Origin of the sequence: Rhizobium redzepovicii (genome assembly GCF_019793435.1) — a bacterium.
GTDB classification, from domain to species: Bacteria; Pseudomonadota; Alphaproteobacteria; order Rhizobiales; family Rhizobiaceae; genus Rhizobium; species Rhizobium redzepovicii.
Genome location: NZ_JAILYH010000007.1, coordinates 91833 through 117768 on the forward strand (window position 1 = coordinate 91833; position 25936 = coordinate 117768).

Consider the following 25936-nt stretch of genomic DNA (forward strand, 5'->3'; position numbering starts at 1 on the left):
AATTGTCGTATGTGTGGCAGCACCAAGTTGCATAAATTTCTCGACTTGGGTTTTACACCTCCGGCCGACCAATTCCGGCGCAAGGATCAATCGCGCGAGCCGGACGTTCATTATCCCTTGCAGGTGATGATGTGTGACGATTGTGGTTTGGCTCAGTTGAGTCATGTCGTATCTCCAGAAGTTTTATACCGGAACGACTATCCCTACGAATCCTCCACCACCCGCACCGGCCAGGCGCACTGGTCCGAATTCGCCGCCAGTGTGGTTGCGCGCCTGCAATTGGGGCCGAAGGACTTGGCGGTGGATATCGGCAGCAATGTGGGTGTGCTGCTGGGAGCTTTCCAAAGCCAGGGCTTGCGGGTGCAGGGAGTCGATCCTGCGGCAAACATCGTCATGATCGCGCAGGCCAATGGCATCGACACGATCTGTGATTTTTTCAATGAAGATACCGCTCGCACCATCGTTGCTGATAAAGGCCATGCATCAGTGGTGACGGCGACCAACGTATTTGCCCATGTGGATGATCTCGACAGCTTCATATCGAGTGTCAAGGAATTGCTCAGCGAACGCGGTGTGTTCATTTTCGAAGCGCCGTATTTCGTCAATCTGCTCAAGCACAATGAATACGACACTATCTATCACGAGCATCTCTCATACCTGTCGGTCAAACCGTTGCTGGCCTTTTTCCGTAAACACGGCCTGGAGATATTTCATATCGAGGAGCGCGATATCCATGGCGGCTCTTTCCGTGTGCATGTCGGCAGGATCGGCATGTGGCCTGCCTCGCCGGACGCAGAACGGATGGCGCAGGCAGAGGTGGACATGGGCATATACAGCCATGACAAACTTGCCGAGTTTGCCGCGGCCGTGCGGCGCAACAAGGACGAACTGACCTGGATGCTTCATTCGCTGAAACATGAAGGCAAACGGATCGCAGCCGTCAGCGCTCCCGCCAAGGGCATGACCTTGCTCAATTACTGCGGGCTTGACGCCGACATACTTGATTTCGTCACCGAGAAATCAAAGCTGAAGATTGGTCGCTATACCCCAGGGGCGCACATTCCGGTGGTCTCTGACGAAGAACTGCTCAAACATCAGCCTGACTATGCTCTGCTCCTGGCTTGGAATTTCGCCGACGAAATCATCGGGAACCTGCATGAATTTCGGCGCCGGGGAGGCAAATTCATTATCCCGATCCCCTTCCCCAAAATCGTCGACTGATTACTCTTAAGGAGCACGCAATGGCGAAAATCTCGCTGGTCCCCGCATTCAAGGATGCTCGTGGCGAAATCACCGATCTTCTCGAAAACGAGAACATCAACGCGATTACCCGCATCACCTTTTCCAAAGGCGCCGTGCGCGGCAACCACTACCACAAGGAAACCACCCAGTGGAATTATCTGATCTCGGGCAGCATCAAGCTGGTCAGTCAGGTACCCGGCGAGCCAGTGGTCGAGACGGTGATGAATCCCGGCGATTTCACCGTTACGAAGCCGCATGTGCGTCACGCCCTCGTCGGCTTGGATGAGGCGGAGTTGCTGGTCTTTACCAGTGGACCGCGTGGCGGCAAGGAATACGAAAGCGACACGTTCCGTCTCGACGTTCCTTTGGCAGCCGGTGCTTAACCCATGTCGATAAACCCTCTACGTCAGGATTCGCCCGTGTCCACACGTCGCGTGCCCGTCTCGCAGCCATTGTTGGGGGCGGAAGAGACCCATCACGTCAACAATGCCTTGGCCAAAGGCGCTATCTCGGGTTTCTTTGGCGACTACCTGCCAATGTTCGAGCAGGAATTCGCGGCCTATTGCGATTGTGCCCATGGCGTGGCGGTTTCCAGCGGAACCACGGCACTTCACTTGGCGCTGGCGACCCTGTCCATCGGTCCCGGCGACGAGGTGCTGGTGGCCTCGCTGACCAATATGGCAACGTTTTTCGCCGTGCTGTACCAGGGCGCACATCCTGTGCCGATCGACTCCGAAGCCGATACTTTGAATCTCGATCCAACGCTGTTGCGAGCAAAGATCACATCCAAAACCAAGGCGATCCTGGTGGTGCACCTGTTTGGTCACCCGGTCGACATGGATCCTGTGATGGAAGTCGCTCGCGAGCACAATCTCTATGTCATCGAGGACTGTGCCGAGGCTCATGGCGCTCTGTATAAAGGCCGCAAGGTCGGCGGCATCGGCGACATCGGCTGCTTCAGTTTCTACGCCAATAAGGTGATCACGACCGGTGAAGGCGGAATGCTGACACTGAATAACGGCGAGTGGGCCGATCGCGCACGCAATCTCAAGGGATTGGCGTTCGGCGACAAGAACAAGTTCATGCACAAGGACATCGGATATAACTTCCGGATGACAAATCTGCAGGCGGCGATCGGGCATGCCCAGTTCGGCAAGATCGAACAGATCATCGACGCCAAACGGACCATCGCGAACGCGTATGGACAACGCCTTGGTGGGCGCGACGACCTGCAGTTGCCGATGGAAAAGCCGTATGCCCGAAACGTTCACTGGATGTACATGGTGCTCGTCAGCGGACGCAACGCCGGTCGGCGCGCAGAGGTGATGCATGCGCTGGCGCAAAAAGGCGTCGAGAGCCGCGAGAATTTCCTGCCTTACAACATGCAGGAAATTTTTATCAAACGCGGTTGGACCAGCGCCGATGAATGCCCGGTTGCGAACGACCTTGGCCTGCGCGGCTTTTACTTGCCGAGTGGCCCGGCAATCTCTGATGATGACATTGATTATGTCTGTCAGAGCCTGATCGAAGTCTTGGACCAATGAGTGCTGATGCGCCCGTGACAGGCAAAGAGCAGGAACCGATTCCGTTCGGTGAATATTCCGCGATCTATGACCTCATATACCGCGATAAGGACTATGCCGGCGAGGCTGGTTTTGTCGCGGCTCTGATAGAGCAGCATGCGCCGCGTCAAAACCATGTACCGATTCGGGTTCTGGATCTCGCCTGTGGGACCGGGCGCCACGCCATGGAACTGGCGGCCAAGGGTTATGTTGTCGAAGGCAGCGACATCTCATCGGGAATGGTGGCGGTGGCGCGCAACAGCGCGGCCGAACGTGGGCTGGATGTGCGATTTCATGAGTGCTCGTTTCAGACGGCCGACGCAATCCAGGGTACTTTCGACGTCGTCCTGGCCATGTTCGCGGCACTTGGCTACCTCACCGACTTTGCCGATTTTGAGCTGACCTTGAAGAATATCGCAAAGAAAATGGCGCCCGGCGGCATTTTCATTTTCGATGTGTGGAACGGCACGGCAGTGCTGCCGCAATATTCTCCCCACAAGGTAAGGCAGGAAGCGGACGACAAACGCAAGGTTGAGCGCGTTTCTCGTACCACCTTGGATACGGTCGCACAACAAGCCGTCGTCAATTTTGAATTCAAGGTCGAGTATGCCGACGGGGTGGTGAAGCATTTCAGTGAGAACCATCGCGTGCGGTTTTATTTTCCGCAGGAAATGGTCGATTTGCTGAAGGCGCTCGGCTTTGAGGTTCTTCTGCGGTGCCCATTTTTGCAGCCGGAAAAGGCCGTCTCCAGCGGCGACTGGAACATGACCTACGTCGTGCGGAAAATGTCGGGCGGGCCTACGGCTACTGACCAGGGCCAACAACGGAGCGCAGTTTGAAGATCGGTTTTTTCTTCAATGACCCTTCCCCGCACTCTGGCGGCGTGTTTACCTATCAGCAGGATATATTCAGGTCCTTTCTGGAACTGGCTGCAAAGTCGCATCACGAATTCCACGTGATTTGTGAGCACCACAAGCAAGAGGATTTTTCTGCTCTTCCAGGCCGGCCCGACAATGTCCATATTTCCCCTATGGATGCTCCCGAGCCGCCGCTGACGCCACGCCGCCGCGTCAAGCTTTTCGTCCGGCGCTTATTGGGAAAAGGCGAGAGAGCGATCGAAAAGGGGCCAAAAATCAGTCGGGCCGCCGCGGTATTGGTTCGCAATGAAATCGAGTTCACCTGGTCGATCGGGCACTATGAGCATGAGGCTTTCGACGTGCCCTACATTACCACCGTGTTCGACCTCCAGCACAGGCTGCAGCCCTGGTTTCCCGAAGTCAGCCTGAGCAGCCTGTGGGATATCCGCGAAGAATTCTTCAGCCGTTATGTCAGACGTGCTGCCTATGTGATCACAGGCACCGAAGAGGGCCGGCGCGAAATCGAAAACTTCTACCGCGTTCCCGCAAAGCGCATCCGTGTCCTTCCCTTGCCGACGCCGAGCTTCTGCTTCAATCCACCTGCGGCCGACACCGCATCCCGGCTCCGGGCGCTGGGAATTACCAGCCGGTATCTATACTATCCAGCACAGTTTTGGGCCCACAAGAACCACGCCAATTTGTTGCACGCATTACGGTTGATCAATGACGGAGAGACCGAGCCGTTCCAGCTCGCGCTGGTCGGCTCCGATCACGGTAATCTGGACCACTTGCGCTCGCTGGCGCGCACCCTTGGTGTAGAGCAGCAGGTGCTGTTCCTCGGTTTTGTCGCTCGTGAAGACCTGACTGCGCTTTATCAGGGAGCGTTCGCGCTTACTTATCCAAGCCTGTTCGGACCGGATAATTTGCCGCCTCTGGAAGCCTTTGCCCTTGGCTGCCCGGTGATTGCATCAGACTATGACGGTGCCCGCGAACAATTGGAGAATGCGGCCTTATACGTCGACGCATTGGCGCCGGACTCAATCGCCGCTGCGGTTCGACAATTGCAGGCAAGCCCCGAACTGCGGCAACAGATGATCGAAAAGGGTCATATTCGTGCGCGCAAATGGACCGCGACGGACTATGTGCAAGAGATTTTCTCCATACTTGACGAATTCGAACCGGTACGTCGCTGCTGGCATTAAACTGAAATAGTGCGCAGCCTCCTTAATTGCCCTGATTTCGGAACTGCCAGCCTGAGATCGCCCGAAACGGAAGGCAGTCCACTCCAGCTTGATCCAGATGCCTGGCCGTCGATCGGGCAGGGTTAACGACCTTCACGCGGCCATATGGGTCTTCCTGCTGTCGGGAATGACGGTCAGCACTCCCATGCCGGCTTCTCTGGCGGCGCTCAGAAGCAGTTCCCTGAGTTCGTCCATCCCAGCCTGCCCCATGACGGCATCGGCGCAAACCTTCACCGCCGCAACATATTCCTCTCCATCCTCAAACGGCCAGTCGGTCATCAGAACTTCAGCGGCGTCTCGGAGCGTCCGGACGATCTTGCGTTTGTGCCGGTCGCCGAGAAAGAGAACGAGAGGCGCAAAATCCGCCGATGTGTTCCATTGCATGGCACTTTCTCCCCAAGAGTTAGAATATTAGTAACAATGCAAGAAGCGTGCCGGGACGGCAGGAAGCGTTTCAACGGCCTGCCGAGCGCGCGCGGTACCTGGTCGACACCCCCGCAAGCCTCGCACAAGAACGAAATCGGATACCGGGACCAGGATGACCATACGGCCGTTCCACCTGTGAGTGCCCCCGCATGCCGGGCGGCCTCGCCGGGCGCCGGCCGTAGACAATAATCGCTTCCAAAGACTCTGGAGTTCGCTTGGGATGAAAGTTGTAATTCTCGCCGGTGGTCTCGGATCGCGCCTTGCCGAGGAGACCAGCGTACGGCCTAAGCCTCTGGTCGAAATCGGCGGCATGCCGATCCTCTGGCATATCATGAACATCTACGCCCATCACGGCCTCGATGATTTCATTATCTGCGCCGGCTACAAGGGCTATATGATCAAGGAATATTTCGTAAACCTTGTTCTCCACCACAGCGATATCACGGTCGACCTCGGCGCCAACAGCATCAATTATCACGGCGGCAAACGGCCGAACTGGCGCGTCACCGTCGTCGATACCGGCATGCATTCGATGACCGGCGGCCGTCTCGGGCGCATTCGCGACCATCTGACACCAGGCGAACCTTTCTGCATGACGTATGGCGACGGCGTCGGCGACATCGACATTGCCGCCGAAGTCGCTTTCCATCGCGATCACGGCCTGAAGGCGACGATGTGCGCGGTGACCCCGCCCGGACGGTACGGCGCCACGAATATCGAGGGCCAGTACATCACCTCCTTCGTGGAGAAGCCGAGAGGCGACGGCCAGCGTATCAACGGCGGCTTCTTCGTGCTCGACCCTTCAGTGGTCGATCTCATCACAAGCGACGACACGATCTGGGAAGCCGGGCCGCTGGAGTGGCTTGCCGCCAACAACCAGCTTGCCGCCTTCAAGCATGACGGCTTCTGGCAGCCGATGGATACGCTGCGCGAGCGCACCCATCTGGAAGAACTCTGGAATTCCGGAAAGGCGCCGTGGAAGCTATGGGCCTGACGGACTTCTGGAAAGGGCGGCGGGTTTTCCTAACCGGGCATACCGGCTTCAAGGGTTCCTGGCTTTCCCTGTGGCTGGAGCGGCTCGGCGCCGATGTCGCCGCTGTGTCGCTGGCACCCGAGACCGAACCGTCGCTCTACCAGAAGCTTGCTCCGTGGGATGATCGCGGCCACCATATCGTCGATATCCGCGACGCCGAGGCGCTGCTTGCGCTCTCCCGGCGGTTCGAGCCGGAGATCGTCATCCATATGGCGGCACAGGCGCTGGTGCGGCGCTCCTATGAGAACCCGGCCGAGACCTTTTCGACCAATGTCCTGGGAACGGCAAATGTTCTCGACGCGGTCAGGCACACGCCCTCCGTCAAGACCGTGCTCGTCATCACCTCGGACAAGGTCTACGCGAACAGCGGCAGCGGCATACCTTTCGTCGAGACCGATACGCTCGGCGGCAAGGACCCCTACAGCAATTCCAAAGCCTGCACCGAACTCGTCTGCCAGAGCTATCGCGACAGTTTCTTCAAGGGACGCGATCTCAGGCTCGCCACAGTGCGGGCCGGCAATGTCATCGGTGGCGGCGACTGGTCCAGGGATCGGCTGATCCCGGATTTCATCCGCGCCTTCGAAGGCGGCGAACCGATCATGCTGCGCTATCCCGAGGCTATCCGCCCCTGGCAGCATGTGCTGGAACCGCTCGGCGGTTATCTCCGTTTCGCCGAGGTGCTGACCGAGGAGCGTGGCAGGGATCTGCCTGATGCCTTGAATTTCGGTCCGCACCCTGAGAGCTTCGCGACCGTTTGCGAACTTGCCGAGGCGCTCGGACGCGCGCACAGCGTCGGAGACGTGTGGCGGCCGGCGCCAGGCGAACATCTGCCGGAAGCGCCGGCGCTGACGCTGAGCTCGGCCTTGGCGCTCGACACAATCGGCTGGCGTCCGCGCCTCAGCCTGCAGCAGACTATCGACTGGACAGCCGCCTGGTACAAGGCCAACCGCGAGGGAGCCGACATGCGCGCCTTCTCGCTCGGCCAGATCGCGGCCTATGAGGAAACAGTATCATGACAGCGCATAATTGCCGGTTCTGCAGCGCTCCGCTGACGCACCGCTTTGTCGATCTCGGCTCGACGCCGCTCGCCAATGCCTATCTGACCGAAGAGCAGCTCAAGCAGCCGGAACCTTCCTATCCGCTGCGCGCTTTCGTCTGCTCGCAATGCTGGCTGGTGCAGGCCGACGCCTTCGTTCCGCCGGAGGATATCTTCAGCCACTACGCCTATTTCTCTTCCTATAGCGACAGCTGGGTGGAGCATGCGCGCCAGTTCACCGTCACGGCCCGCGAGCGTTTCGGCCTCGGCCCGGCATCGCAGGTCATCGAGGTGGCAAGCAATGACGGCTATCTGCTGAAGCATTTCGTCGAGGCCGGCGTGCCCGTGCTCGGCATCGAACCGGCTGAGAATGTCGCTGAGGTGGCGCGGCAAATCGGCGTTCCCACCGAAGCGCGCTTCTTCGGCAAGGAAACGGCTGCCGACCTCGTCTCGCTTGGCCTTGCCGCCGACATTGTCATCGGCAACAACGTGCTGGCGCATGTGCCCGATATCAATGACTTCGTCGGCGGGCTCGCTGCCGTTCTTAAGCCGGATGGCGTCGTCAGCGTCGAATTCCCGCACCTGCTGCGGCTGATCGAAAACATCCAGTTCGATACCGTCTACCACGAACATTTCTACTATCTGTCGCTGCTGGCCGTCGAAAAGGTGTTCGCAGCGCACGGCCTCAAAGTATTCGACGTGGAGGAACTGTCGACCCATGGCGGCAGCCTGCGCGTGCTTGCCTGCCGCGCAACATCCACGGCTCACCCAACCGGCCCCGACCTTGCCAAAGTGCGCGCCGATGAGGCCGCCGCCGGTTTCGACAGGACGAAAACCTACGAGGCCTTCCAGAGCCGTGTAGCGCCGATCAAGGACGGGCTGCTTGCCTTCCTCAACGAAGCCAAGCAGAACGGCAAGAGTGTCGCTGCCTATGGCGCCGCCGCCAAGGGCAACACGCTGCTGAACTTCTGCGGTGTCGGCACCGAACTCATCGATTATGTCGTCGATCGCAACCCGCACAAGCAGGGCCATTACCTGCCGGGCAGCAAGCTGCCGATCTACGCGCCTGAGAAAATGGACGAGACGCAGCCGGATTATGTGCTCATCCTGCCCTGGAATATCAAGAACGAAGTCGTTGCGGCCAACAGCAGGGTCGGCGCCTGGGGCGGACGGTTCGCCGTTGCGGTGCCGGAACTGACGGTGCTCGGATGAAATTTCTTCCGACCCCGGTTTCGGGCGCCTTTGTCGTGGAAGTCGACGCGCGCTCCGACGACAGGGGAATGTTCGCGCGAACTTTCGACGCGCGGACCTTTGCCGACCGCGGTCTCGTGCCGGTCTATCCGCAATGCAACGTCTCGCGGAACCATAGGCGCGGGACGCTGCGCGGCATGCACTACCAGGCCCAACCGCGGCCGGAGGTGAAGCTCGTGCGCGCCACGCGCGGCAGGGTCTTCGACGTGGCGCTCGATCTGAGGCCGGATTCGCCGAGTTATCTCCGATGGGCTTCCGTCGAGCTCGATGCTGCCAGTTGCAACGCTTTCTACATACCGGCCGGATGCGCACACGGTTTCCTGACGCTCGAGGATGAGTGCGAACTCTTCTACCAGATGTCGGAAGCTTACGTGCCGGAACTTGCCCGTGGGGTCCGCTGGGACGATCCTGCCTTTTCCATCGCCTGGCCGTTCACGCCGAGCGTCATCAGCGAGCGCGATGCCGCGCTTGAAAGCTATAGCCAGGAAGCAAGCGTTTGAGCGGCATCAAACTCAGCATCTGCATCCCGACCTACAATCGTGAAGCCTATCTCAGAAACTCGCTGACCTATTGCGAGAACGACTACAAGTTCGACTTTCCCTTCGAAGTCGTCATCTGCGACAATGCCTCCACGGACGGCACGCAGCACGTGGTCGAGGAATTCATCGGCCGCGGGCTGCCGATCCGCTACTATAAGCGTGAAGCCAACGCCGGCGCCGCGGCGAACGTCACAAGCGCTATGCGCCTCAGCAAGGGCGAATATCTCATCTACCTGGCCGACGATGATATCCTAATTGCCGGGGCGGTGGCCGACACCATCAGATATCTCGACAACAATCGGGAAGTGACCTGCGCCCATGCACCGTGGTTCCTCTACGACGAGGTCGCCAAAACCGACATCATGAAGTTCTACGATGTCGAGGAAGATCGAAAGTTTCCGCACGGCAGCTTCGGCGAAGTCTTCCAATATCTCTGCGAACGCCACATCTTTCCGGAAATCGCCATCTACCGCTCGTCAACCCTGCGGTCGGCCTGGATCCCGCGGGAATTCTGTTTCTACCCGTTCCCATTCCTTGCGCATTTTCTCGATCAGGGCGCGGTTACCTTCCTGCAGCGGCCGTTCTACCGCTCGATCACCAATTCGGTGATCACCCGCGATCGCCAGCAGGAGGGCACCAACGACGTCATGACGAGCTGGGATCGCTATCGTGGCGGGCTCGAATATTTTCTCTATACGGGCGTCAGGCGCGGGGCGCTGCCCCTTACGCCAGAGAAGCGTCTCCAATATGAGGAGATGTGCAAGATCTTCACGCTCAATCGCATGGCGGTCGCCTTCCGCTTCTGGGCAGTGAGTAAGAATTACATCAAGGCGTATGAGCTCTATACCCGCATCATGTGGGGCGGGATGCTCGATCACCCGGAAATCCGCCCCTTCCGTGAAACGCTGCCCCTGATGGTCGTCATCCAGACGCTTGTGAGCGAAGTGAATTCGGCGATCGGCATCGATACGCTGCTTCTCGCCGGCTTTACGGAAATCGCGGCGCTCGAAGAGCTGATGCGCGAACTCGGCCTACGCGAAAAGGTAAGGGTGACGACAGAACTCAGCGACAGTGCGCTCGATAGCACCGCCGTCTTCGTGAACGTCGACAGAGACCGGGAATATTTCGTAGCACTCGGCTATCTGCCCAATCTGGTGTTCCACGAGCACGATCTTGCCCGGCACATCATCATGTGAGCCTCGCACCAGTTTCAAAAACTAGCGTCGTGACGGGCGCCTGCGTCTTGATTTCAATTCAACAGAAATTAGCGGCATGACAAACAGGATCTTCTACACCAAGCCTTCCATCACCCAGCTTGAAACCGATTATGCCACGGATGCGGCAGCGACCGGCTGGGGCGCACGCTGCTACGACTACATCAATCGCTTCGAACGCGACTTCAAGACCTATCTCGGCAGCGACTTTGCCATCGCGACATCGAGCTGCACCGGCGCCATGCACATGGGCCTGGCCGCGCTCGGCGTCGGCGAAGGCGACGAAGTCATCCTTGCCGACACCAATTGGGTCGCCACAGTTTCACCTGTTGTCCATCTCGGCGCCAAGCCAGTCTTCGTCGATGTACTGCCGGATTCCTGGTGCATCGATCCTCGCGAGGTCGCGCGACACATCACTCCGAAGACCAAGGCGATCATCGCGACCCATATCTATGGCAATCTTTGCGACATGGATGCGCTGCTCGACATCGGCAAGCGCACCGGCATCCCGGTGATCGAGGATGCGGCGGAAGCCATCGGCTCCGTCTGGAATGGCCGTCGTGCCGGCTCGATGGGCGCCTTCGGTACCTTCTCTTTCCACGGTACGAAGACGTTGACGACGGGCGAAGGCGGCATGTTCGTCACCAGCGACACCGCGCTTTACGAGCGGGTGCTGACGCTCAGCAACCACGGCCGGGCTCGCGGCCAGACCAAGCAATTCTGGCCCGACGCGATCGGCTTCAAGTACAAAATGTCCAACATTCAGGCGGCCATCGGCTGCGCACAGCTGGAACGCATCGAAGAACTCGTCGCCCGCAAGCGGGAGATCCTTGCAGCCTACATGGTGCGGCTTTCCGCCCTGCCCGGCATCTCGATGAACCCGGAATACAGCGGCACGATCAATGGCGCTTGGATGCCGACCGCGGTCTTTCATCCGTCGACGGGTACCACCCGCGAGATGATGCAGCAGGCCTTCGAGATCGCCAATATCGACGCGCGCGTCTTCTTCCATCCCCTGTCCAGCCTCGACATGTTCGAGGATCGGCCACAGAACGTGAACGCCTGGAGCATTCCGGGCCGCGCGATCAACCTGCCCAGCTATCACGACATGAGCGAAGCCGATATCGACCGGGTGGCGGCAACGTTGCTCGATGTGGCGGCCGGGCGGATCTACCACAACAATACAGCATTGCGGCAGTCGATCTAAGACAGCCCTACAGCGAAGGACAAAGAACAGTCATGACCACGAAGGACGATCGTCTCGAATTCGAAGCCCACAAGCGGGAAATGTCACTTGCGCTCGGCAAGGACGAGGCAAGTTTCCAGCAATCGCTGAATACGCTGATCGGGCTCGACAAATTCGACTACTTCTATCTGTGGTCATGGATGGGCGTGCCGATCATACAGCTTCCAGTCGATATCCTGGCAACCCAGGAAGTCATCTGGGCGACCAAGCCCGATGTCATCATCGAGACAGGCATCGCGCGCGGCGGCTCGCTGATCTTCATGGCGTCGATCCTCGCCGCCATGGGCAACGACGAGGCCAAAGTTGTCGGCGTCGACATCGACATCCGCGCCCATAATCGCGAGTCGATCGAATCCCATCCCATGTCGAGCCGAATCAAGATGATCCAGGGCGGTTCCGTCGACGACGACGTGCTTGCCGCCGTGAAAGCCGAGATTCCGCCGGGTGCCCGGGTGATGGTGGTGCTCGACAGCGACCATTCCTACGAGCACGTTCTGGCCGAGTGCCGCGCCTACGGTGCGCTGGTAACGGAAGGCTGCTATCTCGTCGTCGCCGATACGCTCATCGGCCATCTGACCGAAGAACAGGCTTTCACAAAACGCTCCAAGGTCTGGCTGCGCGGCAATGAGCCACTGAAGGCCGTTACCGACTATCTGACGGAAACCGACCGTTTCGAAGTCGATCCGGTTCTGAACGGCAAGCTTGTGCTGTCTTCTTCGCCGGGCGGCTACTGCGTCTGCCGCAAGGCGTAAGCGGACAATCAGGGATCGTCGTTCATGACGCAGGTCGATATCGTCAGCCTCAAGGACAATGCGGATCCGGCCGGACGGCTCCGACTCCCGATCAGGGACGATAGCGGCATGCATGTGGGCGACCTGCAATGCATCGACAGGTCGATGCTCGACGAGCGCGGCCTGGTCGACGACCTGACGACGTGGCGCAACCAGTCGATGCCGTTTTTCCTCACTCAGTTCCGTGCCACCGAAGAACGCACGCGGCGTTGGCTCGAAACCATCTCACTGCCAGCCGCCGACCGAATCCTGTTTGTCATTTGCGATCACGGCGGAAACCGGCTCGGCAACTTCGGCCTCTGCAACATCCGGCTAGGCGCCGCCGAATTCGACAACGTCATCCGCGGCAGGGCGAGCGACGTCCGCAACCTGATGTTCCATTGCGGCATGACAATGCTGGAGTGGATGTTCTCAGGACTTGGGGCCGAAACGGCCGAACTGCACGTCTTCTCCCACAATGAAAAAGCGATCGGCCTCTACAGGCGGCTGGGCTTTGCAGTGGCCGAAAGCCTGCCGCTGCGGCGCACCGAGAAAGAGGGCACAGTCAAATATTCGCTCGTCGATCGACCGGACGCCAATGCCGGCTTCGACTATCTGAGGATGGAGCTTCCGAGAGAATATTTCCGACAGGTACATCCGGCGGCTTTGCCGACCGGCTGAAGTGCCTACCGCACCGGCTGATAGCGGCCGCGCAGCGGCACCTTGTCGTCCATCGAGATGAAGCCGTCGCGTTCGCAGACATACATCAGCGTCGGCATACCGCCGGAGCGGAAGATCTCGTCGTAGCGGCGGCGGATCTGGACGGTTTCGGTGCGGCAATTATACGATTCCTCCTCCTTCTTGTCCGGCTGCGCCTTGACGCCGGGCAGGCCCTTGTAGGGGTAGAGGGGCTGAACGCCGGAATCGAGGGATTTCGTCCAGTCGACGGCAAAGGCGGACGCAGGGGCAAGGCTGGACACGGCAACGAGCGACATCAGAAGCATCATCATAGGCCGCATGGGAATTCTCCTGCCGGCAATAGGGCACTCACAGGATGTAGGGAAACCGCCGACCGTCATCAAGCGGCGGTCGCGGGTGACTTGCTGAAATAACTTCTGATGACAGGGTGGCTGAAAAGGCCGGCGAGGATCGCAAAACCGGCGCCGACGACGAAACCGGCAAGAAGACCGCCGATGATGCCGGCGACGAGCAGGATCTTCTTTCCCGGGCCGTCGGCCTTCACAGGCGGCTCGGCCGGCGAGATGACGCGAATGTTACTCTGGTTGAGGTTCTGCTCCTCGCTCGTCTGGCTGGAGCGCTTCAGCACCGTCTCGTAGATATCGCGCGCCGCCGTCGCCTTGCGCTGCAATTCGTTCAACTCCACCTGCTTGTCCGAGGTACTCGCCTGCAGCGCCTTCTGGACGGCAAGCTCCTTGGCGATGCTGTCCTCGGCGGCCTTCGCCTGCTCGTATTCGCCTCTTGCCGACGTGGCGAGCCGCTGCAATTCGCCCTTGATTTCGCCTGATATGCTCTGCAGCGAGGAGCGGGCCGCCTGCAGGCGCGGATGACGCGTGCCCATCTGGCTTTCGAGGCTGCCGACGGCGGCGGCCTGGGTGGCATATTGCTGCCGCAGGCTGACGAGCGGCGAGGTGACACCACCCTCCGCCTGGTTGCCGGCGACGATATCCTCGACGCGGAGATTGGCGACGGCATCGGCGCGGGCCTTGGCCTGGATGGTTTTTTCCTGCGCCGTCACCAGCATCGTGTTCAGCGAGACGAGCCGTTGATCGGAAATCAGATTGCCCTCGGTCGCGGCCATGTCGTTGTCGGCGCGGAAGGTTTCGACAGCCTGCTCGGCCTCCAGCACCTTCTGGCGCAAATCGTCGAGACGTCCGTCCAGCGTCGAGGAGGTGTTTTCGTAGATGCCGTTCGAAGCGCTGTTTTCTTCCTCGGTGAAGGAGGTGACGACCTGGTTGGCAAGCCTTGCCGATTTCTCTGGATCATTGGTTGTCGCGGCGAGCGAGACGACATAGGTGCTGGCCTGGCGGGTAATGACCAATGCCTTCTGCAGGGTGCCGATCACGGCGGCGCCATCGGTGCGGCCGCCGGTGAATTCCGGATCCTGGTCGAGCTTCATGGTCTCGACGACGCGGCGCAGCACATTGCCGGATGTCAGGATCTGCACCTGGCTGTCGATCAACGTCGAGATCATTTCCGGCGAAGGCCCCGAAGATTGCCCGCCCGCATCGGCAAGGCCGATCTGGCGCGGATCGAAATAAAGGCTGCTGACGGCGGTGAATTTCTGCCCAATGGTGGGCGCCACCACCCCGCCGGCAACGGCGCCGAGAAGGGCAAGACCAAGCACGACCAACCGACGGCTCCAGATCGCGGCGACGCTGGAGTGGAGGTCCAGAAGCGGTGCGGCAGGCGCGGGCGCCGCGTTCGACGCCGCGTCCACGACCGGCTGTTTCATAGGCGCCGTCGGGGGCGGCGCCGGGGGTGTGGCCGGGGACGGAGGCGCCGGGCGCTCGGATTGGCGCGTTTGCGCAACACTTGCCGGCGGCGGCACAAAGGCAGGAGGGGCGGGTTCTGGCGCCGGCGGAACAAAATCGTCCGGACGGACCACGGGACTGCGCATGCGCACACCTTCCGGCGCAGTCTGAGACGACTCATAACTGCGCCAGCCAGGGAGCCGGCTTACCCTGTTCCTGTCATACTGGTTCATACGCGCACTCGTGTCCTGCCCAGCGTGAAAGACTGAAGCCGAGGTGCTCAGACTTTAGAAATTCTTAGCTAACGGACCGTTAAAATAATCTCAGCGACGCCGATGTTGCGATTTGCCTGGATTACGAGGACAGCCATGAGGACGAGACGACATCTGACGGCGCTGCTGCTTGCGGTTGCTCTCGTCCCCTCGCCGACCCTCGCGGCCGACCTACCCTGCTATCGCGGCGTCAATCTTTCCGGCGGCGAATATGGCGACCGCGACGGCGTCTACGGCACGAACTATACCTATCCCAGCGAAGACACGATCGGCTATTTCGCCGAAAAGGGCAGCTCGATCATCCGGCTGCCCTTTCGCTGGGAGCGGCTGCAGCCGGCGCTCGGCGGACGGCTCGACGAGGACGAACTCAAGCGGATCAAAGATACGGTCGGCCTGATCCGCAAGCACGGCATGGCCGTGCTGCTCGACCCGCATAATTTCGGCTATTACGACAAGACGCAGGTCGGCACGGCGCCGGCGACCGACGCGGCCTTCGCCGACTTCTGGGCAAGGCTCGCGGTCGAATTCGCCAATCGGGATGGCGTGCTCTTCGGCCTGATGAACGAGCCGCACGATATCAAGGCGACGGACTGGCTCGATGCCGCCAATGCGGCGATTCGTAGCATCCGCGCCGTCGGCGCCCGCAACCTCATCCTGGTGCCGGGTACGGCCTGGAGCGGCGCTCACAGCTGGGAGAAGGATGTGATCGGCGGCGCCAATGGCACGGTGATGCTTGGCGTGCGCGATCCGCTCGACTTCTACGCCTATGAGGTTCACCAGTATCTCGACGTCGATTCCTCCGGAACCCATCCGACCTGCGAGGGTGCCACCGCCGCTGTCGAAGCGATCGCCGGCGTCACCGCCTGGCTGAAGACGAACCACAAGCGCGGCTTTCTCGGCGAGTTCGGCGCCGCCGCCGACAAGGACTGCATGAGCGGGCTGACCGAGATCTATTCCACCATGTCCGATAATGGCGACGCCTGGCTTGGCTGGTCTTATTGGGCCGCGGGCGAATGGTGGCCGGCCGACGAGCCGTTCAACGTCCAGCCGCGAAAGGGCACCGAGCGGCCGCAGATGCGGCTTCTCTCCAATTCGGCAAAAGCGAAAGCCGGCGCCTGCGCCAGCGTCAAGCCAGCGGGGAATTGATGGTGGCGGTCCTCGACCAGAAGGCAGCTTTCTCTATGGCCGGCAGTGCAGCCAGCGAAGCGGCGCGGACCGATTATCTCGTGCTCTGGCTCGGACTGCTGTCGGTGCTCTACAACGGCATTCTCGCCTTCATCAACCACAACATCATGCCGCTCTCGTTGACGCATGTCGCCGCCAGCGAAGGCCTGATCATGGCGAGCGCCATCCTCTACATCCTGCACAAGGGGATCTACGAGACCGATCTGCCGGCTTTCCTGTTCCTGCTGTTCACGCTTGTCGTGACGATCTATGTCAGCGTGCTCAACCGCATGCTGTTCGTTGATCATTTCCGCAACGTTCTGATCATCTTCTGCTTTTCCGGCCTTGGTGGCTGGAGCAACGAGAAGACGATGAAGCTTGCCTTTCGCTGGGCAAGCCTTGCCGTCATGATCTTCCTGATCTTCGAGATCGTCAGCGTGCCGTTCTATGTCAGCATCGTGCATCCGTCCGATTATTTCGCCAATACCCGCGGGCTGCTGCCGCTGAGCTACAACACGACGGGCCTGTTCCAGAACGCGCTCGGTTTTCCCGAGCGTTTCTCCTTCGGCATCATCGACCACCGCTCGTCGTCGATCTTCCTCGAACAGGTGTCGCTCGCCAATTTCTGCGGCGTGATCGCGATCTATCTGATTTCCATGTGGGAAAGAATAGGCCGCTGGGACCGGCTGCTGTTCGTCAGCACCGCGGTGCTGATCCTGGTGACGAACGACACCCGCACGATGCTGATCTTCTGTTTTGCCTGCATCGTCGGCTATTTCGTCTTTCCGAAGATCCCGAGGAATTTCAATCTGGCGCTGATGCCGCTGATCGTCGCCGCCGGCTTCCTCGTCTACACCTTAAAACCCAATGCGACGGGCGACAATTTCACCGGCCGTATCAACCTGACGATGAAGAAGATCATGGAGCTCGATCCGCTCGCCATCCTCGGGCTTTCGGTCGACCGGGTCGCCGAATTCGCCGACAGCGGCTATGTCTACCTGATCTACGCGGCGACGATCTTCGGCGTTATCGCGCTATGGCTGTTCGTCTGCCTCTTTCCCGCCGGGCGCACGGCGGCGCAGCGGCGTTGCGCCCATTCACTTTCTCTTTTCATTTTTCTGAATATGATGATCGGGGGAACCGCCGTTTTCTCGATGAAGATCGCCGGGCTCCTGTGGTTCGTCGTCGGATATATGCGTTTCCACGACAGCCCGCGCATCCGTCAGGATGGTGCGGCGGATGTAGAGAGTTGACCGCAGCGGCACGGCGCCCGCGCGAGCCATAGAACAGGATGATTTAAGGCCGGATCGGCCTAAAATCTGAATCCTGTTCTAAATCAAAGAAATAGAGCATGATGTCGTCCGAAACCGCCCACACTTTTCGGCATCATGCTCTGGGGAGCAAGATGCTCGATGCTTGTCCAGCTTCAATATCTGCGCGCCGTAGCGGCGCTGATGGTCGTCTATTTCCACGCGATCTTGCAGCTTGCCAAGGTCAATCCTGCGCTCGACGCCACTGCCTTCCTCTATGGTGAGACCGGCGTCGACATCTTCTTCGTGCTCAGCGGTTTTGTGATGTGGCTGACGACAAGCGGACGGGCGATGAGCCCCATCGATTTCGCCCGTCGGCGAATCAAACGCATCGTCCCGCTCTATTGGCTGGCAACGCTGTTTTCGGCTGTCGTGGCGCTGGTGGCCCCATCATTGCTGAAATCGACAGTGTTCGACCTGCCGCATCTGATCGCCTCGCTGTTTTTTCTGCCATGGGCCAATGCCGCCGCTCCGAGCGCGATCACCCCCGTCGTCGTGCCGGGCTGGACGCTGAATTACGAGATGTTCTTCTATCTCATCTTCGCGCTGCTGCTGCCGCTCTCGGAAATCCGCCGCATCCCGGCAATGTTTGCCGTCTTCGCCGTCATCCTGATCGCCTGCCGGCTGTTGCCGGAAACGACGGCCACCCGCTTCTACGGCGAGCCGATCATCCTGGAGTTTCTCGCCGGCACCGTGCTCGGCTGGCTCTACCGGCAGAAGGTGCTTCTGCCGAACCGCTGGGCATGGGCGGCGCTGGCCATCGGCTTTGCGTTCCTCTTTATTAACGAGGCGCTGATGCGGCCGGAAAGCCGGTTCTACGCCTGGGGAATCCCGGCGATCTTCATCGTCTACGGGGCGGTCTCGATCGACTTTTCCAGGCTGCCTTTTATCGGCTGGCTGAACTATCTCGGCGACTGCTCCTACAGCATCTATATCACCCACGCCTTCACGCTCGCGTTTCTGAGGGTCGCTGCCGACCGGCTGCCGATCGGCATCCTGCAGCAGCCTGTGCTCTTCGTGATCCTGTCGCTGGTGCTCTCGTCCATCGGTGGCGCCATCATCCACGAAATCACCACACCGCGGCGGAAAGTGGCGCTGGCGAGCCGCCCGCCGGCCTAACTTCGTCCATCGAAGGCGAGAATACGCATGCCCACGGCGCTGGCGGCACAGTTTTTTGCGTAACTTCTCCTAAGCTAAGGCCTGTCGCGCAAAACTGTGCAGCGGTTTTGCGATAACGACATGCGAGACATAAAGACCCGGAAGCGAGAGAACTTGCACAAACATGATGGGTCATCTTGCAATTTGTCGCATGAATGAAAGCGCACCGGCCTGTTCGCGGCCCAGGCTTTGATCTAAGCACGGCCGCGGCCTTGAAGAGGGAAGAGGGAGAGACATGAAAAGCTATGTATTGACGGTATCCTGCAAGTCGACGCGCGGCATCGTTGCGGCGATTTCGAGCTATCTGGCGGAAAAGGGCTGCAACATCATCGACAGCTCGCAGTTCGACGATCTCGATACCGGCAAGTTCTTCATGCGCGTCTCCTTCATCTCCGAAGAAGGTCTTTCCGGCTCAGAGATCGGCGCCGATTTTGCCGCCGTCGCCGCGCCCTTTTCGATGGAATACGAATTCCACGACAGCGAAAGCCGCATGAAGGTGCTGTTGATGGTGTCGCGCTTCGGCCATTGTCTCAATGACCTGCTCTACCGCTGGAAGATCGGCGCGCTGCCGATCGACATCGTCGGCGTCGTCTCCAACCATTTCGACTACCAGAAGGTCGTGGTCAACCACGACATCCCCTTCCACCATATTCCGGTCACCAAGGCCAACAAGGTGCAGGCCGAAGCCCATATCATGGAGGTGGCCGAGCAGACCGGCACCGAACTGATCGTGCTTGCCCGCTACATGCAGATCCTGTCGGACGAGATGTGCCAGAAGATGTCGGGCAAGATCATCAACATCCACCATTCCTTCCTGCCGAGCTTCAAGGGCGCCAACCCCTACAAGCAGGCCTATGGCCGCGGCGTCAAACTGATCGGCGCCACCGCCCATTACGTCACCGCCGACCTCGACGAAGGCCCGATCATCGAGCAGGATACGGCGCGCATCACCCATGCCCAGTCGCCCGACGACTATGTCTCGATCGGCCGCGACGTCGAAAGCCAGGTGCTGGCCCGGGCCATCCACGCCCATATCCACCATCGCACCTTTATCAACGGCAATAGAACAGTGGTCTTCCCGGCAAGCCCCGGCAGCTACGCTTCCGAACGCATGGGTTGAACGCGGTCGAGACCCACATCTCTTTTGCTGACAGACGACAATCTCCCGTTGCCTGCCAGCAGCAAGTATTTGATTATCGCCTTCAATAGGTAATCGAATCATGCTGCGGGAGGGGTGTCATGACCGACGAGGCGCTTGTTGATCGCATGTCACTGCCGCGTCCCAACGTGACCGTTGCCGACGCGGAAGAGATCCTTCTTGCCCATTACAGCCTGTCAGGCACCATCGCCGAACTCGGCAGTCAGCAGGATCGGAACTACCGCGTCGATAGCGATCGCGGCCGCTACGTCCTGAAGATCTGCCATGCCGCTTACGAGGCCCGCGAACTCGAAGCGCAGAATGCAGCGATCCATCACCTCAAGAGCAAGCAGGATGCGCCACGCGTTCCCAATGTGATTGCCAGCAATGAGGGGCGGGAGATCGTCGTGCTGACGGTGCGCGGGCAGGGCTACCAAGTCCGGCTGCTGGAATATCTGGAAGGCCAAGGGCTGACGGAACTGACCTACCTGGCGCCGGCTTCCGTTGCTGCGCTCGGCGCGCTCTGCGCCAAGCTGGCGCAGGCGCTTGCCGATTTCAACCATCCCGGCCTCGACCGCAGCTTGCAATGGGATCTGAGGCGGGCCGGGCCGGTCGCGGTGCAACTGCTTTCCGCCATCACCGACAGTGCCGCGCGCGACCGGATCGCCAAGACCATGGTGATGGCCGTTCGCCGCATCCAGCCCTTGGCGCCGTCGCTTCGGCTGCAGGCGGTGCATCACGACGTCACCGGCGATAATGTCGTCGGTCATCGCAGTGCCCATGGCCAAATCATTCCCGACGGAGTGATCGATTTCGGCGACATCATCCGCGGCTGGCTGGTCGGCGACCTCGCCGTCACCTGCGCCTCGCTGCTGCATCACGCCGAGGGCGACCCTTTTCATATCCTGCCTGCCGTCACTGCCTATCAGGCGATCTATCCGCTGACCGAGGAGGAATTGAAGGCGCTTTGGCCATTGATCGTCGCCCGCGCGGTCATCCTCGTCGCCAGCAGCGAGCAGCAGATTTCGGTCGATCCCGACAATGATTATGTCCGCGGCAATCTCGATCGCGAGCGGGCGATCTTCGATACGGCGATGTCGGTTCCCTTCGAATTGATGGAAGCAGCAATCCTCCAGGCAGCCGGCGGGAATGTCGCTGCCCCGGAAACATCAGGATGGTTGCCGCTGCTGCCTGACATTGATCCCACCGGGATCGCTTATGTCGACCTTGGGGTGTGCAGCCCGCATTTTTCCGCCGGCAACTGGCTGAATGCCGACATGGACTGGCGGCTGCTTGCCCGGGCTGCAACCGAAAACGGCACGGCAGCAACGCGCTACGGCGAATATCGGCTGTCCCAGGCGGGAACCGCCGGGAGACAGGCGACCTGCGCCCTGCATATCGATATATGCCTTGCCGCCGGCAGCGCGGTTGCCGCGCCCTTTACCGGCCGCATCGGCTGGAAGGACCAGCATCTGACGCTGACCGGCGACGGCATGACCCTGCATCTCGACGGGCTCGACCTCTCGGTCGAGGACGGCGCCGAGGTTGCCGGCGGCGAGCCGCTCGGCGCGGTCGTCGGCGAGGCTTCATCGCTCGGTGGGCTGCGCGTCCAGCTTTGCAGCATCGCGGGGCTCGAGCCGCCGCTCTTTGCCACGCCGCGCGAGGCGGCGGCCTGGTCGGTGCTCTGCCCTTCTCCCTCGCTGCTTCTCGGCCCTGGGGCCGATGCGCCGAAACCGGAAACCGCCGAGCTGCTCGCCAGGCGGCAGGCACATCTGGCCGGGGCACAGAAGAATTATTACGCAGCGCCGCCGCAGATCGAGCGCGGCTGGAAGGAGCATCTGTTCGATGTCGAGGGCCGCGCCTATCTCGACATGGTCAACAACGTCTCCATTCTCGGCCATGGCCATCCCAAGCTTGCGGCGGCGATCAGCGCCCAATGGCTGCGGCTCAACACCAACTCACGCTTCCACTATGCCGCGATCACGGAATTTTCCGAGCGGCTCGCAGCACTTTCGCCCGATGGGCTCGATACGGTCTTCCTGGTCAACAGCGGCTCGGAGGCGAACGATCTGGCGATCCGGCTGTCGCAGGCTCATAGCGGCGCGCGCAACATGCTCTGCCTGCTCGAAGCCTATCATGGCTGGTCGTCGGCAAGTGACGCCGTCTCCACCTCGATCGCCGACAATCCTGAGGCTCTGACCACCCGGCCGGACTGGGTGCATGCCGTCGCGTCGCCGAATACCTATCGCGGCGCATTCCGAGGTCCCGATACGGCGGCCGGCTATCTCGGCGCGATAACGCCGGTGCTGGAGGGGATCGACGCTGGCGGCGAAGGTCTTGCCGGCTTCATCTGCGAATCGGTCTACGGCAATGCAGGCGGCATTCCGCTGCCGGACGGGTATCTCGCCCAGGTCTATGCACAGGTGCGCGCCCGCGGCGGCCTCTGCATCGCCGACGAAGTGCAGGTCGGTTATGGCAGGCTCGGCCATTATTTCTGGGGCTTCGAACAGCAAGGGGTCGTGCCCGACATCATCACCATCGCCAAGGGCATGGGTAACGGCCATCCGCTCGGCGCCGTCATCACCACGCGGGAGATCGCCAGGTCGCTGGAGAAGGAGGGCACGTTCTTTTCCTCCACCGGCGGCGGCCCGGTCAGTTGCGTCGCCGGCATGACGGTGCTCGACATCATGGCCGAGGAAAAGCTGCAGGAAAATGCGCGAGAGGTCGGCGATCATCTGAAGGCGCGGCTTGCCGCACTGATCGATCGCCATCCGATTGCCGGCGCCGTGCACGGCATGGGGCTCTATCTCGGGCTCGAATTCGTCCGCGACAGAACGACGCTGGAGCCGGCGACCGAAGAGACGGCAGCAGTCTGCGAGCGGCTTCTGACCCTCGGCGTCATCATGCAGCCGACCGGCGATCACCAGAATGTGCTGAAGATCAAACCGCCGCTCTGCCTCGGCATCGACAGCGCGGATTTCTTCGCGGACATGCTGGAAAAGGTGCTCGATGAAGGCTGGTGACAAGGGCATGCGGCCTTAACCAAATCGTTCATTTCAGGGCATTTCGATTTTTAATGAAACGGCCCATTGCCTGAATCAGCCGGGCTTCCTATCTCTGCTGCGGCGGTCGAAAGAGTTTCGATTCTGTCATGCGAATTTTACGACGAGCTGATATGTTTCTTTCCGTAAAGTTCGGCTGGGATGGAATGGATTTTTTCAGATCGTCGATATTTTGACACGTTTCGGAATATGTTTCTGACAGGCTGCAGGGTAATCTCTACCAAGTTAGTAGATTTATCAGTGGCAGCCATCGCCGGTCCCGGGCTCTTCCGGGACCTCTCAAGTGCAACGCCAACGCAAGGAACGAGCATGATAGACATCGATATTCTCGCCGACCTTGGGCGATCTGTGCTTGGCAATGACCGTCCGGGCGCCCTCTCCCGCCCGAACTGTCGAATGTGACGTTCGTCCTCCTTTCAACGGTACCAGACAAGTCAATTCGCCATGGCTGCGCATGTCGCGCGGCAGGAGTTCTATCTATGAAGAAGCAAGTTATCGAATATGCAGGCGTTCCCGTCGGGATCGTCATTCCCGATGAAGACCGGCTGAAGTTCATCGCCGTGAAGTTTCATGTCCACGACCTCGACGAGCAGCGTTTCGGCTCGCCCGATGAGGTGCGGCTGGCCATCCACGATCTGATGACCCGCCGTCATCCGAAGCCGCTTCATGCCTGAGGGCATGAGGCCGGCAATAGCATTCACGGCTTTTTTCGATGTCCGACCGGTCCCGCCATTTGGGGCCGGTCTTGTTTTTTAAGAGCAATTGCAGTCCTATCGGCGGCCTATCCGCATAAGGATCCGCCCTTGCCCGATCTTCTGAACCTCATCACCGACATCGAAGGCGTTTCCGTCGGCCATGCGACCGACCTTGCGCTCGGTTCCGGCGTCACGGTCATCGTCTTCGACGAACCGGCCGTCGCCTCCGGCACGGTGCTCGGCGGTGCGCCCGGCGGGCGCGACACCGGCCTGCTCGATCCGTCGATGACCGTCAATGCCGTCGATGCCTTCGTGCTTTCCGGCGGCTCGGCTTTCGGGCTGGATGCCGCCGGCGGCGTGCAGGCGGGCCTGCGCGAGCTCGGCCGCGGTTTTGCCGTCGGGTCGGTGCGCATTCCGATCGTGCCGCAGGCGATCCTGATGGACCTGCTGAACGGCGGCGACAAGGATTGGGGCCTTCACTCGCCCTATCGCGACATGGGTTACACGGCACTCCAGGCTGCGGCCAAGGGCACATTCGCGCTCGGCACGACAGGTGCCGGGACGGGAGCGACGACGGCCACCGTCAAGGGCGGGCTCGGCTCGGCCAGCGCCGTCAGCAGCGCCGGGTATCGCGTCGCGGCGATCGTCGCCGTGAATGCGCTCGGTTCGGCAACGATCGGCGACGGGCCGCATTTCTGGGCGGCGCCTTTTGAAAAAGATGCGGAATTCGGCGGGCTCGGCATGCCTGCGGTGGCCGACCACCGGATGCGGCTCAAGGGCATGAACACGCCGGCAACCACGATCGGCGCAGTGGTGACCGATGCGCAGCTGACGAAGGCCGAGGCGCACCGGCTTTCGCTCGCCGGCCATGACGGCCTTGCCCGAGCCCTGCTGCCGGCGCACCTGCCGCTCGACGGCGACACCGTCTTTGCCGCTTCGACGGCGAAGCATCGAAGAGACGACATGGCGAGCCTGATGGAGCTGTGCCACCTCGCGACCATCGTCATGGCCCGGGCGATCGCCCGTGGCGTCTACGCCGCGACCGCCCTTCCGGTCGAGGGCGCACAAAAGGCCTGGCGCGACCGCTATCCGAGCGGCGGCTGATTGAATAGGGTCAGACTCTCTACAGATCCAATATGCCCAATGGCGGAGAGACGTGAATGCAGATCCGGGCGCTGATGTATTTCGACGAGCTGGTCAGGACCAATTCGATGCGCCAGGCGGCCGAAAACCTCAATGTCGCGCCGACGGCGATCAGCCGGCAGATCGAGAACCTCGAATATCATTTCGGCGCGCCGCTCGTCGAACGCAGTGCCCGCGGCGTCAAGCTGACGGCCGCCGGCGAACTGCTTGCCGCCCGCGCCGGCCGGACGTTGCGCGAACTCGATCACGTGCAGCAGCTGATCGAAGACCTGAAGGGCCTGCAGCGCGGCCGTGTCAGCATCTATGCCAATGGGGCGACCGTCGCCAATCTGCTGGCGCCGGCGCTTGCCGAATTCAGCCTGAAATATCCGAAGCTGCGCTTCACCGTGACAATCACCAGCGCGCGGCAGGCGGTCGATGCGGTCAACAGCGCCGAGGCGGATATTGCGGTGACGCTGTTTGCGCCACCGATGTCCGGCACCAAGGTCCGGCTGCGCTCCGAGATTGCCTATGATCTCATCGTCACGCCGCAGCATCCGGCCGCCGCGCATACCGAGATCCCTATCGGGCAACTTGCCGACTACGCATTGGCGCTGCCGGATCAATCCTTCGGCTTCCGCCAGGCTTTCGATGCGCTGTTCGAGAAGGAGGGGTTGAGCCTCGATCCCGTCTTCGTCACCAGCTCGCTCGAAATGCTGAAGGAACTTGTGCTCAGCGGGGCTGCGGCCACGCTGCTGCCAGCGCTGACTGTCCGCCGCGAGATCGAGGCGGGTCAGCTCCTTGCTATTCCGCTCGCCGGTAAGACCGGCATCCGCACCCATGTCGATCTCTGCGTTGCACCGGACCGGCAGCTGTCCTTCGCCGCGACGAAACTGCTCGACTTCATCGAAAGGTTCATGCGCGAGCGCACGAACCGCCGGGCCGAGACGAAGGACTGACGCTTCGAGCTTGCATTGCCCCCAGATTTACGGTGTAGCTTTTTCGGCTACACTGAGCACACAAAATCGTCATTGTGTGTGCACCGGCATAGTGTCACTCTCCTCGCAAAAGGTCTTCGTCATCGACGCGCGGCCAGATAAGGGAAC

The 25936-nt window shown here is 60.5% G+C and carries 24 protein-coding genes; 21 read left to right on the top strand and 3 right to left on the bottom strand.

Going from position 1 to position 25936, the window contains the following annotated elements:
• The first annotated feature begins 9 nt into the window (after nt 1–9).
• The 5 genes from K6N12_RS12875 to K6N12_RS12895 are packed head-to-tail and all read left to right on the top strand — an operon-like array spanning nt 10 to nt 4863.
• Nucleotides 10–1221, top strand: coding sequence for a class I SAM-dependent methyltransferase (locus K6N12_RS12875; RefSeq protein WP_239619924.1), 1212 nt, complete (start codon nt 10–12; stop codon nt 1219–1221).
• A gap of 20 nt (nt 1222–1241) precedes the next feature.
• Nucleotides 1242–1625, top strand: coding sequence for a cupin domain-containing protein (locus tag K6N12_RS12880; protein ID WP_012559608.1), 384 nt, complete (start codon nt 1242–1244; stop codon nt 1623–1625).
• A 36-nt stretch (nt 1626–1661) separates the two neighbouring features.
• Nucleotides 1662–2786 carry a DegT/DnrJ/EryC1/StrS family aminotransferase gene (locus tag K6N12_RS12885; protein WP_097624531.1) on the top strand — a complete coding sequence of 375 codons (1125 nt, stop codon included), beginning with the start codon at nt 1662–1664 and terminating at the stop codon, nt 2784–2786.
• Entirely contained in the window at nt 2783–3643 is an 861-nt protein-coding gene (locus tag K6N12_RS12890; protein WP_097624530.1) for a class I SAM-dependent DNA methyltransferase, read from the top strand. The genes K6N12_RS12885 and K6N12_RS12890 overlap by 4 nt, the downstream gene beginning before the upstream one ends.
• Nucleotides 3640–4863: a glycosyltransferase family 4 protein gene (locus tag K6N12_RS12895; RefSeq protein WP_097624529.1), complete on the top strand. Its 1224-nt coding sequence runs from the start codon at nt 3640–3642 to the stop codon at nt 4861–4863. The genes K6N12_RS12890 and K6N12_RS12895 overlap by 4 nt, the downstream gene beginning before the upstream one ends.
• Nucleotides 4864–4995: 132 nt before the next feature.
• Here K6N12_RS12895 and K6N12_RS12900 read toward each other — a convergent pair whose 3' ends face one another.
• The gene (locus K6N12_RS12900; protein WP_097624528.1) at nt 4996–5286 is read right to left on the bottom strand and encodes a DUF982 domain-containing protein; all 291 of its coding nucleotides are present in this window, start codon (nt 5284–5286) and stop codon (nt 4996–4998) included.
• A 262-nt stretch (nt 5287–5548) separates the two neighbouring features.
• On the opposite strand from K6N12_RS12900, the gene rfbF reads away from it, so the two are divergent.
• The 8 genes from rfbF (at nt 5549) to K6N12_RS12940 (ending at nt 13098) form a co-directional block, all read left to right on the top strand.
• The gene (rfbF, locus tag K6N12_RS12905) at nt 5549–6322 is read left to right on the top strand and encodes a glucose-1-phosphate cytidylyltransferase (protein WP_097624527.1); all 774 of its coding nucleotides are present in this window, start codon (nt 5549–5551) and stop codon (nt 6320–6322) included.
• Nucleotides 6313–7377 carry a CDP-glucose 4,6-dehydratase gene (gene rfbG / locus K6N12_RS12910; RefSeq protein WP_097624526.1) on the top strand — a complete coding sequence of 355 codons (1065 nt, stop codon included), beginning with the start codon at nt 6313–6315 and terminating at the stop codon, nt 7375–7377. The genes rfbF and rfbG overlap by 10 nt, the downstream gene beginning before the upstream one ends.
• On the top strand, nt 7374–8609 hold the full coding sequence (locus K6N12_RS12915) for a class I SAM-dependent methyltransferase (protein ID WP_097624525.1): 1236 nt from the start codon (nt 7374–7376) through the stop codon (nt 8607–8609). The genes rfbG and K6N12_RS12915 overlap by 4 nt, the downstream gene beginning before the upstream one ends.
• Entirely contained in the window at nt 8606–9148 is a 543-nt protein-coding gene (rfbC, locus tag K6N12_RS12920) for a dTDP-4-dehydrorhamnose 3,5-epimerase (protein WP_131710694.1), read from the top strand. Before K6N12_RS12915 ends, rfbC begins: the two co-directional genes overlap by 4 nt.
• Nucleotides 9145–10383, top strand: coding sequence for a glycosyltransferase family 2 protein (locus K6N12_RS12925; protein ID WP_097624523.1), 1239 nt, complete (start codon nt 9145–9147; stop codon nt 10381–10383). The genes rfbC and K6N12_RS12925 overlap by 4 nt, the downstream gene beginning before the upstream one ends.
• A gap of 76 nt (nt 10384–10459) precedes the next feature.
• Nucleotides 10460–11608, top strand: coding sequence for a DegT/DnrJ/EryC1/StrS family aminotransferase (locus tag K6N12_RS12930; protein WP_222148824.1), 1149 nt, complete (start codon nt 10460–10462; stop codon nt 11606–11608).
• Nucleotides 11609–11640: 32 nt separating this feature from the next.
• Nucleotides 11641–12399 (top strand): cephalosporin hydroxylase family protein, encoded by a 759-nt coding sequence (locus K6N12_RS12935; protein WP_097624521.1) that lies wholly within the window; start codon nt 11641–11643, stop codon nt 12397–12399.
• Between the two features lie 24 nt (nt 12400–12423).
• The gene (locus K6N12_RS12940) at nt 12424–13098 is read left to right on the top strand and encodes a GNAT family N-acetyltransferase (RefSeq protein WP_097624520.1); all 675 of its coding nucleotides are present in this window, start codon (nt 12424–12426) and stop codon (nt 13096–13098) included.
• A gap of 5 nt (nt 13099–13103) precedes the next feature.
• On the opposite strand, the gene K6N12_RS12945 is transcribed toward K6N12_RS12940, so the two are convergent.
• Complete coding sequence (locus K6N12_RS12945) at nt 13104–13436, bottom strand: hypothetical protein (protein WP_097624519.1); 333 nt, start codon at nt 13434–13436, stop codon at nt 13104–13106.
• A gap of 59 nt (nt 13437–13495) precedes the next feature.
• A complete protein-coding gene (locus K6N12_RS12950; protein WP_097624518.1) occupies nt 13496–15142 on the bottom strand; it encodes a GumC family protein in 1647 nt (548 codons plus the stop codon).
• Nucleotides 15143–15277: 135 nt separating this feature from the next.
• Between K6N12_RS12950 and K6N12_RS12955 the strand changes: the two genes are divergently transcribed.
• The 8 genes from K6N12_RS12955 (at nt 15278) to K6N12_RS12990 (ending at nt 25789) form a co-directional block, all read left to right on the top strand.
• Nucleotides 15278–16327 carry a glycoside hydrolase family 5 protein gene (locus tag K6N12_RS12955; RefSeq protein WP_097624517.1) on the top strand — a complete coding sequence of 350 codons (1050 nt, stop codon included), beginning with the start codon at nt 15278–15280 and terminating at the stop codon, nt 16325–16327.
• A 2-nt stretch (nt 16328–16329) separates the two neighbouring features.
• Nucleotides 16330–17598 carry a hypothetical protein gene (locus K6N12_RS12960; protein WP_097624834.1) on the top strand — a complete coding sequence of 423 codons (1269 nt, stop codon included), beginning with the start codon at nt 16330–16332 and terminating at the stop codon, nt 17596–17598.
• A 159-nt stretch (nt 17599–17757) separates the two neighbouring features.
• Nucleotides 17758–18774: an acyltransferase family protein gene (locus tag K6N12_RS12965; protein WP_097624516.1), complete on the top strand. Its 1017-nt coding sequence runs from the start codon at nt 17758–17760 to the stop codon at nt 18772–18774.
• A gap of 274 nt (nt 18775–19048) precedes the next feature.
• Nucleotides 19049–19933, top strand: a complete 885-nt coding sequence (gene purU / locus K6N12_RS12970) for a formyltetrahydrofolate deformylase (protein WP_012559590.1) — start codon at nt 19049–19051, stop codon at nt 19931–19933.
• 119 nt (nt 19934–20052) lie between these two features.
• Nucleotides 20053–22974 (top strand): aminotransferase, encoded by a 2922-nt coding sequence (locus K6N12_RS12975; RefSeq protein ID WP_097630097.1) that lies wholly within the window; start codon nt 20053–20055, stop codon nt 22972–22974.
• Nucleotides 22975–23492: 518 nt separating this feature from the next.
• A complete protein-coding gene (locus tag K6N12_RS12980; RefSeq protein ID WP_003544544.1) occupies nt 23493–23687 on the top strand; it encodes a hypothetical protein in 195 nt (64 codons plus the stop codon).
• 129 nt (nt 23688–23816) lie between these two features.
• Nucleotides 23817–24812 carry a P1 family peptidase gene (locus K6N12_RS12985; RefSeq protein WP_097630096.1) on the top strand — a complete coding sequence of 332 codons (996 nt, stop codon included), beginning with the start codon at nt 23817–23819 and terminating at the stop codon, nt 24810–24812.
• A 56-nt stretch (nt 24813–24868) separates the two neighbouring features.
• Entirely contained in the window at nt 24869–25789 is a 921-nt protein-coding gene (locus K6N12_RS12990) for a LysR family transcriptional regulator (protein ID WP_097630095.1), read from the top strand.
• Nucleotides 25790–25936 lie beyond the last annotated feature (147 nt).

Coding starts and splice junctions, on each gene's coding strand:
- K6N12_RS12880 (WP_012559608.1), top strand. CDS start 1,242: ATGGCGAAAATCTCGCTGGTCCCCGCATTCAAGGATGCTCGTGGCGAA.
- K6N12_RS12945 (WP_097624519.1), bottom strand. CDS start 13,436: ATGCGGCCTATGATGATGCTTCTGATGTCGCTCGTTGCCGTGTCCAGC.
- K6N12_RS12975 (WP_097630097.1), top strand. CDS start 20,053: ATGACCGACGAGGCGCTTGTTGATCGCATGTCACTGCCGCGTCCCAAC.
- rfbG (WP_097624526.1), top strand. CDS start 6,313: ATGGGCCTGACGGACTTCTGGAAAGGGCGGCGGGTTTTCCTAACCGGG.
- K6N12_RS12940 (WP_097624520.1), top strand. CDS start 12,424: ATGACGCAGGTCGATATCGTCAGCCTCAAGGACAATGCGGATCCGGCC.
- purU (WP_012559590.1), top strand. CDS start 19,049: ATGAAAAGCTATGTATTGACGGTATCCTGCAAGTCGACGCGCGGCATC.
- rfbF (WP_097624527.1), top strand. CDS start 5,549: ATGAAAGTTGTAATTCTCGCCGGTGGTCTCGGATCGCGCCTTGCCGAG.
- K6N12_RS12930 (WP_222148824.1), top strand. CDS start 10,460: ATGACAAACAGGATCTTCTACACCAAGCCTTCCATCACCCAGCTTGAA.
- K6N12_RS12890 (WP_097624530.1), top strand. CDS start 2,783: ATGAGTGCTGATGCGCCCGTGACAGGCAAAGAGCAGGAACCGATTCCG.
- K6N12_RS12965 (WP_097624516.1), top strand. CDS start 17,758: ATGCTTGTCCAGCTTCAATATCTGCGCGCCGTAGCGGCGCTGATGGTC.
- K6N12_RS12990 (WP_097630095.1), top strand. CDS start 24,869: ATGCAGATCCGGGCGCTGATGTATTTCGACGAGCTGGTCAGGACCAAT.
- K6N12_RS12980 (WP_003544544.1), top strand. CDS start 23,493: ATGAAGAAGCAAGTTATCGAATATGCAGGCGTTCCCGTCGGGATCGTC.
- K6N12_RS12955 (WP_097624517.1), top strand. CDS start 15,278: ATGAGGACGAGACGACATCTGACGGCGCTGCTGCTTGCGGTTGCTCTC.
- K6N12_RS12875 (WP_239619924.1), top strand. CDS start 10: ATGTGTGGCAGCACCAAGTTGCATAAATTTCTCGACTTGGGTTTTACA.
- K6N12_RS12950 (WP_097624518.1), bottom strand. CDS start 15,142: ATGAACCAGTATGACAGGAACAGGGTAAGCCGGCTCCCTGGCTGGCGC.
- K6N12_RS12915 (WP_097624525.1), top strand. CDS start 7,374: ATGACAGCGCATAATTGCCGGTTCTGCAGCGCTCCGCTGACGCACCGC.
- K6N12_RS12935 (WP_097624521.1), top strand. CDS start 11,641: ATGACCACGAAGGACGATCGTCTCGAATTCGAAGCCCACAAGCGGGAA.
- K6N12_RS12900 (WP_097624528.1), bottom strand. CDS start 5,286: ATGCAATGGAACACATCGGCGGATTTTGCGCCTCTCGTTCTCTTTCTC.
- rfbC (WP_131710694.1), top strand. CDS start 8,606: ATGAAATTTCTTCCGACCCCGGTTTCGGGCGCCTTTGTCGTGGAAGTC.